Genomic DNA, 15831 nt, shown 5'->3' with positions numbered 1-15831 from the left:
GCCAGTACCGCGCGTTCTTTGAAACCGGAGAGCCCTGTCTCAGGGGCCGGGCCGCAGGGGTACCACCATCACGGGGACGCTGGAGAATTCCAGGACACGCAAGGTGTGGCTTCCAATGTACGGTGATGAACTACCGGGACGGTCCACCAGCGCGACGACTATCAGGGCCGCATCGACTTCACGGGCTTCGGCGAGGATTTCGGCCGCAACGCGGCCGGAGCGATGGCCTAGGGAGACCTCCACTCCTGCCGCCGCTCCCAGCGCGGCGACGTGGCGGAAGGCAGCCTCGGCTGCCGCGTCGGCATGTCTCGCGACCGCGGCGGAGTCGGAACCGCCGCGTTGTCCTGCCATCGCCCCTTCATCCGCGACTGTCACAACCCTCAAACTCGCGCCAAGCCGGCGGGCGTAGTCGACCGCCACTTCGGCGGCACGAAACGCGGCCCGCGAGTCGTTCACTGCCACCAGAATTACTTGCCCCATGGCACCGTCCCCGCACCGGAACCGCGCACCGTTCGGTCTTTGTTCCCAACGGAACGGTCGGCGGCCCATCGCAGGCGCAGAGCCTCTTCAAGTTCTTGTGCCTCAAGTCGCCGCCGGATGGCCAGCAATTCGTTTTCCAGTTCCGGAATCCAGCGGTTTTCAACCGCCCGTTGCCGGGTCCTCGTCACAGCAAGTTCCGTAGTCAGCAGCAGTTCCGCACGCTTGACGGCGGCAAGGCGGACGCCGGCTTCGAGCGCGCTGCGATGAAGGGAAGCTGTGTAGGAAAGGGCCGAGCTCCCGCCCATCGGGTGTGCCGCCGGGTGCCGGCACTGCGGATCTTCGGGGTAAGGCACGCCCATCGTGGTGGCCCACCGCAGCTGGACCCCTGCAGGTTCCAGCGGTGCAGCCGCAGCGATCTGCCTGCTTCCGTCCAGGGCCGCGGAGCGGCGCAGCCAAAGCGCAGCTTCCCCAGCCAGACGTTCCCACTCGGCGCGGGTCAGCTCAGCGAGAAGCTGGAGCCGTTCCAGCTCTTCGGCCAGAATGCGCTGCTTCCGATCCAACAGACGGGCACCGTGGCGGGCTGTCATAAGCCGGCGCTCGACGCGGACCTTGGCGGCCCTCCCCATGCCATTCATGATCGGTGATTCCGTTGGGGAAGATAATTCTCCAGGAAGGCGGTCGACACCATGTTCAGCTCCTGTTCCGGCAGCGCCGCCAGGGCCGTCCAGGCCCGGCCCAGAGTGTCCTCAATGGACCGGATTTCGTCGCGTCCTTGGTTGAAGACACCGTTTTCCACCAGCGTTTGGTATTTGATGTAGCTGCGGTCGGTTTCACTGAGCGCGGCCTCACCGATCAGCTCAGCCAGTTCGGTGGCCTGCCGCGCGCGGGCCATGGCCGCAAGAACCTGGGCTGCAACGTCGAGGTGGTCTTCGCGCGTCCGGTCCTTGCCGGCGCCGTTGCGCATGAGCCGCGAAAGGGAGGACAAGACGTCCACAGGCGGATATATTCCGCGTGCGGCTATTTCAGGCGAAAGGACAATCTGTCCCTCCGTGATGTAACCGGTCAGATCCGGTACCGGGTGGGTAATGTCGCCGCCCGGCATCGTCAAGACGGGGATGATCGTTACCGATCCATCGTGGCCCTTGACGCGGCCACAACGCTCGTAGAGAGTTGCGAGATCACTGTAGAGGTAGCCGGGGTATGCCCGGCGGGCCGGGATTTCCCGCCGCGCTGCGGACACCTCACGAACCGCTTCGGCGTAACTCGTCATGTCTGACATGATGACGAGAACATCGTATTCTTCGGTGTACGCCAGGTGTTCGGCTATGGTCAGCGCGATCCGCGGCGTGAGGATCCTCTCAATCACCGGATCGTCGGCCGCGTTCAGCAAAAGAACCAACTCCCCGCCGGCAGAACGACTTTCCAGGCGATCCCGGACATATGCGATGTCCGCATGGGTCAACCCCATGGCAGCGAAGACCACCCGGAACGACCGGCCGCTTGAGGCCGCCTGGGCAGCGATCTGGGTGGCCAGCGTCAGGTGCGGGAGCCCGGGCACGGAGAAGATCGGGAGTTTTTGTCCCCTGACCAAGGTGGTCAATCCGTCGATGACGGAAATACCGGTCAAAACAGGTTCCTGGGGAGGTTCGCGGTAAACGGGGTTCAGCGGCCAACCACTGACAGGAAGTGTTGCCGAGCCCGTCACCGGCGGTCCGCCATCGAGCGGTTCACCGCGCCCATTGCAGACGCGCCCGAGCCATTCCGTTCCCACCTCGACGTGCAGAGGGCGCCCCTCAAAGCGGATCCGAATCCCTTCCAGCGACATGCCATCGGTGGTTTCGAGCACCTGCAAGGTGGCGAGGTCCCGGTCGACTTCAAGGACCAGGCCGTGCCGCTGCTCTCCGCCGTCCATGTCAATGGTGGCAAACTCATCCCAGCCGACGCCATCTATCCCGCCCGCGACGAGCAGCGGTCCGCGGAGCTCCCTGACGTCTCCATGCGAAATCTGTGCGGCGAAGGCCGGGGTCGGCGGTGCAGGGCCGGTACCGTTGATTTCCTGGGCTCTTTCATGGTTCATTGCAGGCCAACCAAAGCCTTGAGCATCTCGGCGTTTCGGGCTTTGACGGCCGCCGCATCCGAAGGCCCCGTTTCTTCCCGTGCACGAAGAACGCGACCAAGATCGGCTTGCTCGATGGTGGTGGCCGCCACTCCGCGTTCCACGAGTCCCTGGCAGGCATCGACGACGTCGAGCGCGAGGTCCAGCAAAGCGGCACCTTTCTCCGCGGAACAGAACCCGTCGTTGACGCTGAGCGCGTTCTGCATCAGCACTCCGTCCCGTAGCAGTCGACCGCCAAGCAGAATCATCCGCTCATGGCCGGGTAAGGACGAGGTCCCGATGATTTCCGCTAGTTCGGCCAGCCTGTCCGACTCAGCCAGCAGCGCAGCGGCCCGGGCCCGACGGGTAGCCCAGCCCGGGTCTCCGTTTGCCGTGTGCCAGATGCCGAGGGCTTCCGCATCGCGGGCAAAAGAGCCGGTCCAGCTCACCGCCGGATAGTGCCGGGAATAGGCAAGGTCCCGGTCCAACACCCACAAGGACCGGACAAAGCGCTGGGAGTCCGTGGTGACCGGTTCGGTCATGTCGCCGCCCGGCGGGGAAACAGCCCCGATCACGGTGACGGATGCGGTCTTCCCGCCTAGCGTTGTCACCCGGCCGGCCCGCTCGTAGAAAGAGGCCAGTTCCGACGCGAGGTTCGCCGGGTAGCCCTCCTCGGCGGGAAGGTCACCGTTTCGGTTGGCGAATTCGCGCAGGGCCTCTGCCCAGCGAGAGGTCGAATCCGCGATCACGACGACGTCGTACCCCATATCGCGGTAGTATTCCGCGACCGTAATCCCGGTGAAGATGCTCGCCTCACGCGCCATCATGGGCATATTTGAGGTGTTGGCGATGATGACGGTGCGGTCAATCAGCTTCCCGCCTGTCCGGCCGTCCTCAAGCTGCGAGAGTCCTTCGAGGACGTCGGCCATTTCGTTTCCCCGCTCCCCGCAGCCCACATAGACAATGATGTCCGCATCGCTCCACTTGGCGATCTGCTGCAACATCATCGTCTTGCCCGTTCCAAATCCGCCCGGAACCGCCGCTGCCGCCCCGCGCGCCACCGGAAACATCAGATCCAGGACCCGTTGGCCGGTATGCAGAGGCACGGTGCCGGTGTGCCTGGACCTGAAAGGCCGCGGGCGACGCACCGGACACCGCTCGGCGAGCGCCACATCGTGGCCGGCAATCACGGCTACGGTATCGAATAGGTGGACCGGGCCCTCCGTCGCCAGCCAGTCGAGCTCACCCGCCACCCCCGCCGGCACCAGGACCCGGTGCTCCACGGAGCCCGAGTCCGGCACAGTACCCAGGACGTCTCCGGAATTGACAAAGGTGCCAGCCACCTTTTCCGGTTTGAAGGTCCATTCGCGGGCCAACGACGTCGGGTCTTCACCGGATCCCGAACGCTCAGGTGTCAGCCACATCGGCGCCGACGACAGCGGGCGCATGAGCCCGTCGAACACGTGCCCAAGCAGCCCCGGACCCAACAGTCCGGAAAGCTCGCCGCCGGTGGGCACTGCGACGTCACCGACCTTCAGCCCACCGGTGTACTCGTAGGCCTGCAGCGTTGCCCGCGTCCCGGAAACGGCCACCGTTTCGGCGCTGATGCGCCGCGGGCCGACGGCGATCAACTCAAGCATGGACAGCCCGCCAACGCCTTCGATCTCCACGAGTGGCCCGCTGACATGCACCACGGTCCCGTCCCTCCGGGGTGCTACCGGGTCCATAGTGCACGCGCCCCTGGGGCGGATTCCACGGTTATCCCAGCCAGCACATGAAGCGACAAATCCAGACGGCGTGAGCCCGCTTCGGCGACGACGCCGCCCTCAGGGCTTTCTGACACGACGGCATCGCGGCCGAGCAGCTCCCGGCACTGTTCCGTCAGCCGCGCCATCAACTTCGCGTAGCGAGGGTCTGATTTGAGCCCGGCCGCCGCCTCCCGTACCCGGCGGTGGAGTTCCATGCGCAGGGAATTGCGCTGCGCCAGGACCAGCTCGTGCGCTTCGCGGCGTGCCCGCGCCAAGCTCAGCGCGGCCTCTGAACGGGCGGCGGATTCGCCCTCCTGGGCTGCGGCGGAAAGGATCGCTGCTGCTTCGGCCCTTGCCGCTTCCACGAGGGCATTGGCATTTCTGCGAGCTTCGTCCTGAAGCTCAGCGGCCTGTTTCTCGGCCGCTGCGCGGAGGGCCATGCGCACCGGCTGCAACGCAGCGTCGGATTCCGGCGCCAACCCGGTCATGGGAGGACCACGGTCATGGGTGATCGGGGATGAGCCAGGAGGGGCCCCAATGCGTGCGCAGAAGCGGGAGTGAGGATAACGATCGCCGTATTCGTGGGCAGCGCCCGCCAGGCGCGGAGGATTTCCGCATCGTTGGAACAGGCAAGGACGCTGACGCCAGCGAGACGAAACCCGTTCAGCAGGGCCTGTTCACCGATCGCGGCAATCGATTGGAACATCTCGGCGTCCCTTGCTCAGGCCTTGCCGATGAGGATGATGGCGATGATGAGTCCGTAGATGGCGATCCCTTCCGCGAGTCCGACCACAACCATGGCCCTACCGAAGATTTCCGGGCGCTCACTCATCGCGGCGAGAGCAGCCGACCCGGTGTAGGCAACGGCAAACGCTGCGCCGATTGAGGAACCCGCCACGGCAATCGCGGCCGCGATCAGTGCGGAGCCACCGGCGCCTGCCGGCGCGTCGGTTGCTGCCGCCGCGAGGGCCGGGGCAACTCCACCGGAAGCGGCCGCTGGCGGCGCATTCAACGCGCCGAGCAGTAATACCAGGGATCCGCCCATCACCAGGACATTGAGGGCTGCAAGTACCGTGAATGCGGACTTTCGCCAGCGTCTGACCAGGAGGATGGCCCCTGTTGCGGCGATGAGGAAGACAGGAACGGTTCCGAACCAAAGATTCACGGGAGTTGCCTTTCAGCCTGCGTGCCGGACCTGACATTTGGATTATCGGTGCCGGGTATTCCGGCGGTGGTGAGCTCCGGCGACCAGGGCTTGAACGGGCGGCCCTCGGACTGGAAGATTCGTGAAAACAGTTCGTAGTATTCGAGGCGCAGGGCCTGGATTCCCGCCACCAGCGCTTCGAGGGCAAAAGTTACGATATTGCCGACAACAAACAACAGGATCGCAGCGGCAGCGCGCCAATCCGGTGCCCACAACGCCGTCGTCCCGCTCCACACCACTGTCAGCAGTGCAGCGTGGGTCAACCCGAAGGCCGCGAGCCGGGCGAAGGAGACGAGGTTGGAGCCCAGCCGGATCACAGTGTCAACAAGTTCGACCCCGGCCTGGAAGGCGGCGGTGACCCCTCCTCCGGCCTCAACGTAGAGACCGATGAAGATGAAGACCAGCGCGCCAAGCGCGATGACCGATGCCACGGCGGTGAGAAGCCCGGTGCCGGTCCCGAGTCCCCAAACGAGAAGCCCCACGGCGAGGAACAGCAGGGAGCCTGCCACGCCGGAACGCGCATAGAGGGCGTATGCCCAGCCGCCCTCCCTGACACGGTTGATGGTGCCCACGGCATAGGCTCCGGCAAGCAGGAACGCTCCGACTCCCAGTCCCGCCAGCAGGAGTGGCACTGGATTGGCCAAGGGTTCCAGCCACAGCACGGGCACCAGCCCGGTGGGGCCGAAAGCTTCCCCGTACAGCGCTCCGAAGACCATTGCGGCCACACCCGCCCCACTCACGAAAAGCCAGGTTCTTTGCAGCTTGGCGAGTTTCTTGATGCGGCCGCCGCGCAGCAGGAGACCGGCGGCACAAAGGATCGCTCCGTGTCCCATGTCGCCGAACATCATCCCGAACATCAGAACGTAGGCAATTCCGGCGAGGCGCGAGGGATCCAGATCCTCATATGGCACGGTCCCGTAAGTATCCACAAGGGTTCGAGAGACCCTCGAGGTGCCGCTTCCGCCGTCGAGCATCGTGGGCGGTTGAAGCCACCTTGGCCGAGGGAGCGGGACGACGGCCGCTCCGATCCGCGCAAGATCTGCGCTGAGCTCGGGAATCCCGGATCTGGGCGTCCAGCCCACCAGACCCGCTGACGGCCCGGATACGATCGCGGCGGCCGCCGCCTTGTCCAGTTCTTCGGTGCTGTTACCCGGAACGTACGGGAGGTCTAGTTCGACGAGGGCGCTCCGTGCCACTTCGACGAGCATGCGCCGCCGGTCCTGCTCCGGCACCACGAGGGCTATCCGCTCCATCGGCGCCGGGGATGCCAATTCACGCCGCCTCATCGAGCACCTCGCTTGACCCGGCGCCCGCAGCAGCGGCAGTGAGCGCTGCCCGCACGCGCCACCCGTCTGTGAACAGGACGGCAATGGCGCCGAGCACCACGTCAGGTCCGGGCATCGGGCCGCGAAGCAGCTTAAAACCATCCCGCTCCACCGCGGCATGCAGGCGGGCCTCGGCACGCCACAGCTCCTTCGGAGACGAAATACCCCGGACCACCGGCCACAAAGACGGCGGAAGCGCGGAAGAGAACTCGGCAATGCTTTTGGCTGACTCCCAGGAGCGGCCGATGGCTGGCCGCAACAAGCGACGGACCATTTCCGGCGGCTCCACTCCGTCAACAGCCAGAATCCGGGCTGCCACAAGCACGCACACCGCGCCGTACCACGGCCGGGCAGCAGGTGCCACCGCCGCCAGTCTCCGCACCCAGGCCACGGTCAATGCGTCCTTGAGCGCTCCCGTACCGCCAGCACCTACGTCACCCCACGCCGAGCCGCTCAGAATGGTGGCCAGTTCTTCGCTCGACCCTGCCGCCTGCACACGAGGCCACGCGGTGGCAAGGGCACCCAAACGATAGGGCTCCGGGGCCTTTTCACCACCAGCAAGTTGGTGGGCCAAAGCCATGATGTTCTCAATTTCAAATGCGCCCGCAGCCCCCCTGGCAAGTGCGGTGCCGAACGCCGGAAGCCAACCGGCAAGCACCCGCAATTGCCACAGGACCGTCTCCTGGATGGCCCGTTCGGCGGCCGCAAGCCCGGATCTTCCTGAGAGGCGCCCGGCGTAGCTTGATCCCTCAAGCAAGGTCATCGCGCCATCGAGGCTCGGAAGAGCGGCAATTTCCCGGCTCGTGCCAGCTCCTACCCGGCGCTTCGCCATGGACCTGGCACGCACCGACGCAGCCACCCAATCCGCCTTCATTCCTGCCCGGCATCCTGTGCAGCCAGCAAGGCGTCAATGACTTCAGCGACGACTGTTGGGATGCGCGACAAGCCGGATTGCTCAAGAGCCGCAGCCTCGCGACGTGCCTGCTCCAACAGCTGCGCGTCCCGAAGCGACGCCGCTTGCTGAATCTGCGCGGCGGAGCGTGCGCGCTCGGCACCAGCCTCAAGCCGGGCCTTGGACAAGATCGCGGCGGCTTGGGCACGGGCCCGGACCACTTCGCCGTCCGCATCTCGTCGTGCTCCTTCAACAAGTGCCACGCAGTATGCGACATCGCTCGCCAGCGCGGCGAAAACCGGGCCGAGCTCAGCAGCCGGGCCTTGGTCATCAGCAGCGGGTACACCAGCCGGACCGGCGGGCCCGGGAGCGCCGACTGGCCTGAATCTGTCTAGGAAACTCAATCGTGCCATGGCACCTGCCTCGGGAATGTCCTCAGAGCCACAGTCTAGGCCCGCTCACGGCCGATTGACATGAACCACGTCACGCGACCCGGAGCGGCCGGTGTTTGGCTTGATTCGAGACGTGAGATCCAGCCCGCCAGGGTCACTGTGCCGGCGTCGCCATCTACGGTCGCCCGCTGCCCGGTGACTATGCGTTGTGTCCCGTTGCCCGCGCCCATCACCGCGGGGATGCCGTACTCGCGAGCGGCGATAGAGCCGTGGGCCGCCACTCCGCCGATGTCCGTGACCAGGCCCTTCGCTTGGGCGAGGAGAGGGGTCCACGCCGGCACGGTCGTGGGGACGGTCGGCGGCCGCAGAGTATCCGCCAACCGCATCCTCTCCCTCGCCGATCGCGGCGTACGCGCATCCACTATCCAGCTCCCCCGCACCGTGCACAACCGCACCGTGCACAACCGCACCGTGCACAACAAGGGAGACGGCGGATTCGCCGGGTTCCTCACCCGGATGGCCCACCAGACCGGTGTGGCAAGCTACCCGGGCGACGGCGACCAGCGCTGGCCGGCCGTGCATGCCCTCGACGCCGCCGTGCTCTTCAGGCTCGCGCTTGAGAAGGCACTCGGCGGCACGGCGTGGCACGCCGTCGCGGATGAGGGCGATTCGGTACGCGGCATCGTCACCGTAATCGGGCGGCGGCCCTAGCTTCCAATCGAATCGCTGCCGGCTGAGCACTTTGGCCCCCCTCGGTGCAATCTTCGTGGTCGACCAGCCAGCGTCAGGCATCCGCACCCGCACCGAGCTCTGCTGGTCAGTCGTTTGCCCGTGTTTCTTATCGAAGATATGAAGTGTGGTCGTTGCCGCGCATTCGAACGGCGACGACTAAGCCGGAGGCTGCGGTAAGCGCGGCCACGGTGGCGATGGCTGCGGGAACCCCATACTCGTCCGCGAGGAGACCGGCCAGGAGCGCCCCAATGGCGAACCCGCCGTCGCGCCAGAGCCGGTAGACCCCGACCGAGCGGGCACGCCAGGCGGGGTGTGAGACGTCTCCGATTGCAGCCAGGAGTGCGGGATAGACCATTGCCGTTCCAAGTCCCAGGAGGATTCCGCCGACGAGCCAGGGTCCGAAGCTGTGGGCTCCGGCGACTATCCCGAGTCCCGCGGACTGCACGAGCATGCCGGCCGCAATGAACCACTTGCGGCCCCACCGGTCCGAAGCCGCTCCGGTGAAGAGTTGCCCCGCGCCCCAGACCGCGGGATAGACGGCGGCCAGGATGCCTATTTGGTTCAGGCTTAGCCCGGAGCTGACGAACAAAACCGGGAAGAGGCCCCAGGCGAGGCCGTCGTTGAGGTTGTTCACTAGGCCAGCCTGGCTGGCTGCGGAGAGTGAGCGGTCCTTGAAGCTGGTGAGCGTGAAGACCTCGCGCGTGCTGAGGCCGGCGTGCGCATCGGCGTGAGCGCTGACGTGCTGGGACGCTTCAGTCCTGGCGTGGTGGTGGGTTTCGCTCACGGTCAGGACAGACAGTCCCAAACCGAGGGCGATGTATGCAGCTCCGAGGAGGAAGGGGCCGGGCCGGAGACCGTACGCGGAGGCGATGTACCCGGTCGCGAGGGCAGTGACGGCGACCCCGAGATAGCCCGCCGCTTCGTTCAGGCCCATGGCGAGGCCGCGTTGCTTCGGTCCGACGAGGTCCATCTTCATGATCACTGCCGTGGACCAGGTCAGGCCTTGGCTGACGCCTAGGAACACATTCGCCGCGACAATCCATCCCCAGGACGGCCCGAAGATGAGCATGACCGGCACGGGGATTGCCACAAGCCATCCGGCGACGAGGACGGGCTTGCGGCCATAGCGGTCTGAGAGGGTTCCGGCGAAGTAGTTCGTCGCGGCCTTGGACAGGCCGAACGCGAGAATGTACGTCAGCGCACTTGTATAGAGGTCCAGGTGGAATGTCCGGGAAGCGAGCAGGGGCAGGACAGTGCGTTCCTGCCCGAGCGTGCCGCCCACCAGGGCGTTAACTGCCACCAGCAGCATGAACTGGGCCAGGTTCCGCCGAAGACCCAGCATGGTTCCTGTGGATCCTGGGTTGTGGCTCGGCGGTCTACTTCCCGGCATTCGGGGTGCTCCGTTCATGATGGGGTCGAAGAAGTGCCCGGGCGCGTGGGGGACGCGCCCGGGCTGGATGTCCGGGCCGGAGGGGGGACCTGCCCGGACTGTTGGGGTTACTTTCCTGCGACGGCGTTCTGCTGCGTCTGATGCCACATCGTCCAGGCTGCATAGCTGCCGTCGAGTTCGACGACGTCGTAGCCGGCGCGGCGCAGGGCGCTCGCGGCAACGGAGTTCCGGACACCGGACTGGCAGTAGCTCACGATGGTGCCTTCGGCGGGGAGCTGGTGCAGGTGCCACATGACCCTGCCGCCGCTGAGCTGGTGCGAGCCGGGGATGTGTCCGGCGGTGTGCTCGGTACGGTTGCGGACATCCAGCACCATGAAAGCGTCGAAGCCGCCGAGTTCCTCGGGCTGGATCAACTTCGGGGTGGTCGCGGGCAGCCCGTCGATGCTGGTGAGGTAGCCGGCGACGTTGTCGATGCCGACGCGTACCAAGTGGTCCCACATATCCTGGGCCTGCTCATGGTCTGCTGCCAGCAGCACCAGCGGGTTCTTGTCCGTCTCAGGGTTCACCACCCATGCGCCGAAGCTTGCCATTGACTTGCCGGCGGGGACGTTCAGCGAGCGGGCAACGGTTCCCTGGTGGACCGCAGTGTTGGAGCGGGTGTCGATGAAGGTCAAGGTGTCTTCTTCCAGGCCTTCGGCGACGGTAGCGGTGTCGAGTTCCTTCAGCGGGGCTCGTTCGCCCATGACGGCCGGCCCTACCCGGTTTTCACGCTTCATCCGCCCGAAGTAGGCGTGTGCGTCCGGTTGGCCGTCCAGGAGTTCGTTGATGAAGCCCTGCTCGTCGTCCGCGGCAAGGTAGGGGCCCCACCAGGAGTAGAGCCGCTCGTAGCCCACCGTGGTAGAGGGAATGGCACCGAGGGCCTTGCCGCAGGCACTGCCGGCGCCGTGGGCCGGGTGGACCTGGACGTAGTCCGGCAAGGTCAGGAACTTGTCGCGCAGGCTGGCGAAGAGCTGTTTGGCGCCTTCGAAGCGTGTGTCCACCCCGCCGGCCGCCTCATCAAGCAGGTCCGGGCGGCCCAAGTCGCCGGAGAAAACAAAGTCACCCGAGAGCAGGTAGCCGGGCTGGTCGCTGAACGCGCCGTCCGTGATGAGGAATGACAGATGCTCGGGGGTGTGGCCCGGCGTGTGCACCGCCTGGATGCTGATATTGCCCAAGGCGATAGTGTCGCCGTCGTACAGCCGATCGCCGTCGAATTCGTACTGCCAGTCCGGCCCGCCCGCGCCGGAGACGTAGATCTTTGCCCCGGTCGCTGCGGCAAGTTCGCGGGTGCCGGAAAGGTAGTCGGCGTGGATGTGGGTTTCGGTGACGGCCACGATCTTCATGCCGTTCTTCTCGGCGAGATCCTGGTACACCGCGATGTCGCGGCGGCCGTCGACAACAATGGCTTCCCCCTTGGCCTGGCAGCCGATCAGGTAGCTGGCCTGGGCGAGGTCTTCATCGTAAATGCGCTCGATAAGCATCTGGCGCTCTCCTTCGGGTAGGGGTGGAGGGATATTTTTTCGGTGTGCTCGTAGCGGGGTATCCCCCGGCAATCCGTGCGTGCGTCAGGCCTGCTGCCGGGCATCATCAGCCCGGAGTTTGACCATGTCCAGGTTCTTTACGGCCTGGATGATCTCTTCCAGGCCGGTCGCGTTCAGGGCTCCGGGCTGGGAGAAGACCAGGGTCTTATCCTTGAAGGCCATCAGCGTGGGGATCGAAGTGATGCCCGCAGCTGCGGCAAATCCCTGTTCGGCTTCCGTGTCGACCTTGGCGAAGGTGATGTCCGGGTGCCGTTCTGCAGCGTTCCCGTAGGTGGGTGCGAACATGCGGCAGGGACCGCACCATGCCGCCCAGAAGTCAACGAAGACGATCTCGTTGCTCTCCAGGGTCTCGGCGAAGCTCTGTTCGGTGACGTCGATGGTTGCCATGATGATTCGTATCCTTTCGGGTGGTGGGTGGTTGGATTCGGGCAGGGCTCAGGTGGTGGGGAGTCCGGCGCTGATCCAGGCGATCATGCCGCCGGCCATGGTGTCTGCCGAAAAGCCGGCACCGTTGAGGGCGTCGGCCACGGCGGCGGAGCGGTTGCCGCTGCGGCAGACCGCGATGACCGGGATTGCCGGGTCCAGTTCGGACAGGCGTGCCTGCAACTGGCCCATGGGGATGTGCAGGGCGCCGGGAATCATGCCTTCGGCGACTTCGAAGTCCTCGCGGACATCGAGGATGCGGGCGGTGGTGCGGCGCTGATCGGCTTCGGTGATAGTGATTTCAGCCATGGGGTTCTCCTTCGAAGTATTGGGCGTTTCTGTTAGCGGACGGGTTCGCCGGCCTTGCGCCAGGCCGCCATGCCGCCGCGCAGCGAGTAGGCGTCGTACCCTTTCGGGGCGAGCAACCGGGCCGCGGAGGCGGACCGTACCCCGGAGGCGCAGACGGCGATGACGGGCCGGGCCTTTTGAATCCCCGCCTGGCTGGCCTGCAGCCGGTCCAGGGGGACGTGCTTGGCCTGGGGCGCTCGTCCGGAGCGCCATTCCTGGGCGGACCTGACGTCGATCAGGGTGGCACCCGAGGCCAGAAGTTCCTTGGCCTGGGCGACGCTTATGGTTCTGTAGGGCTTGTGGAATGCCTTCTTGAGGGAATCGATCAGTCCCATGGTGCTCTCCTATTGGGCGAGGTCAGGCGGTGACCGTACCGGCGGTGACCCACACCGCGACGGCGAAGATGAGTACCGCGAATGAGATGCGGATGTGCTTGTCCTTCAGGCGGCCGGCCAGCCTGGCGGCCACGAGGGAACCGAGGATGGCCGGGACCGCGAACGCCATGGTGGTGGCCCAGTCGATGGTGTAACCGGCAGCGTGGGCACTGAATCCGGCGGCGGAATTGATGACGATGATCGCCAGGGACGTACCGACGGCCTGCTTCATGCGCAGGCCCAGGAAGATCGTCAGTGCGGGGGTGATGAGGAAGCCTCCGCCCACCCCGAGCAGTCCGGTGAGGAAGCCCACGAGCAGCCCCACCCCCACCGCCTTTGGAGCGCAGGACCGGAAGGACCGGTGTGGGCCGGTGCTGCAGGATCCCTCGGTTTCGCGGGATCTGCTAAGCATTCGGATGCCCGCTGCCACCATGATCACGGCGAAGGCCAGCATCAGGATGTTCGGGTCCAGCAGCCAGCCTACGGCCGCACCGCCCCAGGCAGCCGGGATGCCGGCAGCCCCGACCAGCGCGATGACCGGCCAGTTCAGGCCTTCCCGGACCCGGGGCAGCAGGGCGGCCAGCGAGGACACCCCCACCACGAGCAGCGATGTGGGGATGGCCTGGGCGGGGCTCATGCCCACCCCATACACCAGGGCCGGAACCGCGATGATCGACCCGCCGCCGCCCACTACGCCCAGGACGATCCCGACGACGAGCCCCAGACCCAGGGCGGGAATCATGCCGCGGCGTCCTCTTCAAGGGCCGGCGCGGGAAGCCGCAGGATGGCGTTTTCGCGGGTGGGCTCCGTGGCGGCCTTGTTCCACGGCATGGCCGAGAGGGCCTTGCCCATGGCGCACGTGTTGGTGGCGGCCGAGAACGTCAGGCCGGCTCCGATGGCCCCGGCCAGCATGCGCACCTTGGGAGAGACGAACCTGCCCCCGGCCAGTCCCAGCACCACCAAGGAACCGGCAGCGAGGCGGACCTGGCGTTCCAGGTCCCAGCGGTCGTTGCCCTTGACAACATCGCCGCCTGCGACAGCGAACCCGGGAACACCGCCCGTCAGGACGTAGGCGCCGTCGATCCCTGACTTGGCAAGGCGCTGGCGTGCCTGCTCGGCGCGGACGCCGGACTGGCACACCAGGACCACGCGGGAACCCAGCCGCGCGGCGAGCTCGTCCGTGTGCTCGGAAAGCAGCGCAAGCGGCACATTGTAGGAGCCGCGGATGTGCATGGACTCGAATTCAGCGGCGGAACGCACATCGATCACCACCAGGTCCTGGTGTTCCTTGAGCCAGGACTGGAGGTCTGCAGGGGCGAGCGAGGTAACGGCAGGGGGCGTGGAAGGGGAAGTCATTGCTGGCCTCTCAATAGGGAACGTGAATACCCCACCGAGTATCACAGATACCCCTGGGGGTAGTCAAAACACCCTAGGGGGTATATTATTAGTGCAAGCACACCACTAATGGAGACCCCCATGGAACTGAACCCAACCGAACTCACGCCTGTGATCAACCGCCTCAAACGCGCACAGGGCCAACTCGCCGCCGTCACCCGCATGCTGGAGGAAGGCCGGGACTGCAAGGACGTCGTCACCCAGCTCGCAGCCGTATCCAAGGCCCTCGACCGCGCCGGGTTCGCCATCATCGCCACAGGCCTGGAGCAGTGCATCGTTCAGAAGGACGCAAGCATGGACAGGAAAGACCTGGAAAAGCTCTTCCTCTCCCTCGCTTGACCAACCCCGCCCTGAGGTCATCCAAGGAAAATCATGACGTTCACGCTCAGCACGACCATCGATCTTCCGTGGGCCGAAGCACTGGACCACACCCGGGACGCCCTGTCAGCCCAGGGGTTCGGAAACCTTACCGAAATCGACGCGCGTTCCACCTTCGAAGCCAAGCTTGGAGCCGAAGCCGCTGACGCTGTGGGCCCGCAGACCATGGTCCAGCTCAGCGCCGCGCCGGCCGTCCAAGTAATCGCCGACGACGCCGCCAATCGCCTGCGCAAAGCCCTCACCGCCTTGAGTAGCTAACACGCGCCATGCCCGCCGCCCAAGGCCCCGGCTCCACAGGAATGGTACGTCCCAGGCCTGCTCATCCATGCAGCCGGCCCGCTTGCACCAGACACTTTCGCTGGCATCCTTCGCAGTAAGGTCGCTGTTTCATCGACTAGACGACCGGTTTATTTTGGAATAGAGTCAGGCAGGTGCCCACTAAAATCGACAGCCGCCGGAGCATCCTGGATGCCGGGCAACGCGCCATCGCCCGCAAGGGCTGGGCTGCTGTCGGCCTCACCGAGATTCTCACAGCCGCTGGCGTGCCTAAGGGATCGTTCTACTATTACTTCGGCTCAAAGGAAACTTTCGGCGAGGCCATGCTGGCCGAGTACTTCATTGAATACTTGGCCGACATGGACCGGCTCTTCGCTCAACCAGGCTTTTCCGCGGCCGAGCGGCTGATGAGGTATTGGGAAGGTTGGCGTGCTACGCAGAGCATGGACGACTGCCAAGGGAAATGCCTCGCTGTGAAACTTGGCGCGGAAGTCGTCGACCTTTCCGAAACCCTCCGCCTTGCACTCAAAAATGGCACCGCCGCGATTACCGGGCGCATCGAAACGATCATCGAAGCCGGCCTCAAGGACGGGTCCCTGTCGATCGACATCCCCGTGCCGGTCGCAGCGCAGACTCTGTACAACCTATGGCTCGGCGCCAGCGTCATGGCGAAAATCCAACGAACGCCCGCACCGATGGACAACGCACTGACCCTCACGGGTCAAATGCTCCACCAATAACATTGCTTCCTCGTACCCCACCGGCAGTACGAGGCTTTACCGAATACTAGATGACCGGT

At 65.5% G+C, this 15831-nt stretch carries 22 protein-coding genes; 4 read left to right on the top strand and 18 right to left on the bottom strand.

From position 1 onward, the window contains the following. Positions 1–39: 39 nt before the first annotated feature. The 11 genes from KNN17_RS08955 to KNN17_RS08905 are packed head-to-tail and all read right to left on the bottom strand — an operon-like array spanning position 40 to position 8477. Positions 40–480: a universal stress protein gene (locus tag KNN17_RS08955; protein WP_241708393.1), complete on the bottom strand. Its 441-nt coding sequence runs from the start codon at positions 478–480 to the stop codon at positions 40–42. Next, entirely contained in the window at positions 468–1115 is a 648-nt protein-coding gene (locus KNN17_RS08950; protein WP_241708392.1) for a V-type ATP synthase subunit D, read from the bottom strand. Before KNN17_RS08950 ends, KNN17_RS08955 begins: the two co-directional genes overlap by 13 nt. Continuing rightward, complete coding sequence (locus KNN17_RS08945; protein WP_241708391.1) at positions 1112–2557, bottom strand: V-type ATP synthase subunit B; 1446 nt, start codon at positions 2555–2557, stop codon at positions 1112–1114. The genes KNN17_RS08950 and KNN17_RS08945 overlap by 4 nt, the downstream gene beginning before the upstream one ends. Continuing rightward, positions 2554–4302: a V-type ATP synthase subunit A gene (locus KNN17_RS08940; protein WP_241708390.1), complete on the bottom strand. Its 1749-nt coding sequence runs from the start codon at positions 4300–4302 to the stop codon at positions 2554–2556. The genes KNN17_RS08945 and KNN17_RS08940 overlap by 4 nt, the downstream gene beginning before the upstream one ends. After that, positions 4290–4811, bottom strand: a complete 522-nt coding sequence (locus KNN17_RS08935) for a hypothetical protein (protein ID WP_241708389.1) — start codon at positions 4809–4811, stop codon at positions 4290–4292. The genes KNN17_RS08940 and KNN17_RS08935 overlap by 13 nt, the downstream gene beginning before the upstream one ends. Beyond that, positions 4808–5029 carry a V-type ATP synthase subunit F gene (locus KNN17_RS08930; RefSeq protein WP_241708388.1) on the bottom strand — a complete coding sequence of 74 codons (222 nt, stop codon included), beginning with the start codon at positions 5027–5029 and terminating at the stop codon, positions 4808–4810. The genes KNN17_RS08935 and KNN17_RS08930 overlap by 4 nt, the downstream gene beginning before the upstream one ends. A 15-nt stretch (positions 5030–5044) precedes the next feature. Further along, positions 5045–5488, bottom strand: a complete 444-nt coding sequence (locus tag KNN17_RS08925) for an ATP synthase subunit C (protein WP_241708387.1) — start codon at positions 5486–5488, stop codon at positions 5045–5047. After that, positions 5485–6813 (bottom strand): V-type ATPase 116kDa subunit family protein, encoded by a 1329-nt coding sequence (locus KNN17_RS08920; RefSeq protein WP_241708386.1) that lies wholly within the window; start codon positions 6811–6813, stop codon positions 5485–5487. Before KNN17_RS08920 ends, KNN17_RS08925 begins: the two co-directional genes overlap by 4 nt. Continuing rightward, complete coding sequence (locus tag KNN17_RS08915; RefSeq protein WP_241708385.1) at positions 6800–7726, bottom strand: hypothetical protein; 927 nt, start codon at positions 7724–7726, stop codon at positions 6800–6802. Before KNN17_RS08915 ends, KNN17_RS08920 begins: the two co-directional genes overlap by 14 nt. After that, positions 7723–8157, bottom strand: coding sequence for a hypothetical protein (locus tag KNN17_RS08910; protein ID WP_241708384.1), 435 nt, complete (start codon positions 8155–8157; stop codon positions 7723–7725). The genes KNN17_RS08915 and KNN17_RS08910 overlap by 4 nt, the downstream gene beginning before the upstream one ends. A 35-nt stretch (positions 8158–8192) precedes the next feature. Continuing rightward, positions 8193–8477, bottom strand: coding sequence for a PEP-utilizing enzyme (locus KNN17_RS08905; protein WP_241708383.1), 285 nt, complete (start codon positions 8475–8477; stop codon positions 8193–8195). Positions 8478–8481: 4 nt separating this feature from the next. Here KNN17_RS08905 and KNN17_RS08900 point away from each other — a divergent pair, with 4 nt between their 5' ends. Continuing rightward, positions 8482–8847 carry a hypothetical protein gene (locus tag KNN17_RS08900; protein ID WP_241708382.1) on the top strand — a complete coding sequence of 122 codons (366 nt, stop codon included), beginning with the start codon at positions 8482–8484 and terminating at the stop codon, positions 8845–8847. A gap of 127 nt (positions 8848–8974) precedes the next feature. Here KNN17_RS08900 and KNN17_RS08895 read toward each other — a convergent pair whose 3' ends face one another. From KNN17_RS08895 to KNN17_RS08865, 7 genes are all read right to left on the bottom strand, one after another. Beyond that, on the bottom strand, positions 8975–10258 hold the full coding sequence (locus KNN17_RS08895) for an MFS transporter (RefSeq protein ID WP_372489649.1): 1284 nt from the start codon (positions 10256–10258) through the stop codon (positions 8975–8977). Positions 10259–10365: 107 nt separating this feature from the next. After that, entirely contained in the window at positions 10366–11778 is a 1413-nt protein-coding gene (locus KNN17_RS08890; protein ID WP_241708380.1) for an MBL fold metallo-hydrolase, read from the bottom strand. Between the two features lie 84 nt (positions 11779–11862). Further along, entirely contained in the window at positions 11863–12225 is a 363-nt protein-coding gene (trxA, locus tag KNN17_RS08885) for a thioredoxin (protein ID WP_241708379.1), read from the bottom strand. A gap of 48 nt (positions 12226–12273) precedes the next feature. Next, entirely contained in the window at positions 12274–12570 is a 297-nt protein-coding gene (locus tag KNN17_RS08880) for a rhodanese-like domain-containing protein (RefSeq protein ID WP_241708378.1), read from the bottom strand. A gap of 32 nt (positions 12571–12602) precedes the next feature. Next, positions 12603–12944: a rhodanese-like domain-containing protein gene (locus KNN17_RS08875; protein ID WP_241708377.1), complete on the bottom strand. Its 342-nt coding sequence runs from the start codon at positions 12942–12944 to the stop codon at positions 12603–12605. Positions 12945–12966: 22 nt separating this feature from the next. Beyond that, positions 12967–13725, bottom strand: a complete 759-nt coding sequence (locus tag KNN17_RS08870; protein WP_241708376.1) for a sulfite exporter TauE/SafE family protein — start codon at positions 13723–13725, stop codon at positions 12967–12969. Continuing rightward, a complete protein-coding gene (locus KNN17_RS08865; RefSeq protein WP_241708375.1) occupies positions 13722–14339 on the bottom strand; it encodes a rhodanese-like domain-containing protein in 618 nt (205 codons plus the stop codon). The genes KNN17_RS08870 and KNN17_RS08865 overlap by 4 nt, the downstream gene beginning before the upstream one ends. Before the next feature lie 120 nt (positions 14340–14459). Between KNN17_RS08865 and KNN17_RS08860 the strand changes: the two genes are divergently transcribed. From KNN17_RS08860 to KNN17_RS08850, 3 genes are all read left to right on the top strand, one after another. Then, complete coding sequence (locus KNN17_RS08860; protein ID WP_241708374.1) at positions 14460–14717, top strand: metal-sensitive transcriptional regulator; 258 nt, start codon at positions 14460–14462, stop codon at positions 14715–14717. Positions 14718–14750: 33 nt separating this feature from the next. After that, positions 14751–15014, top strand: a complete 264-nt coding sequence (locus tag KNN17_RS08855) for a hypothetical protein (protein WP_241708373.1) — start codon at positions 14751–14753, stop codon at positions 15012–15014. A 173-nt stretch (positions 15015–15187) separates the two neighbouring features. After that, positions 15188–15772 carry a TetR/AcrR family transcriptional regulator gene (locus tag KNN17_RS08850; protein WP_241708372.1) on the top strand — a complete coding sequence of 195 codons (585 nt, stop codon included), beginning with the start codon at positions 15188–15190 and terminating at the stop codon, positions 15770–15772. The last annotated feature ends 59 nt before the right edge of the window (positions 15773–15831 follow it).

It is taken from the genome of Arthrobacter bambusae, from assembly GCF_022606295.1.
In the GTDB taxonomy this organism is placed as follows: domain Bacteria; phylum Actinomycetota; class Actinomycetes; order Actinomycetales; family Micrococcaceae; genus Arthrobacter; species Arthrobacter bambusae_A.
This window is presented reverse-complemented; position numbering and strand designations above follow the sequence as displayed.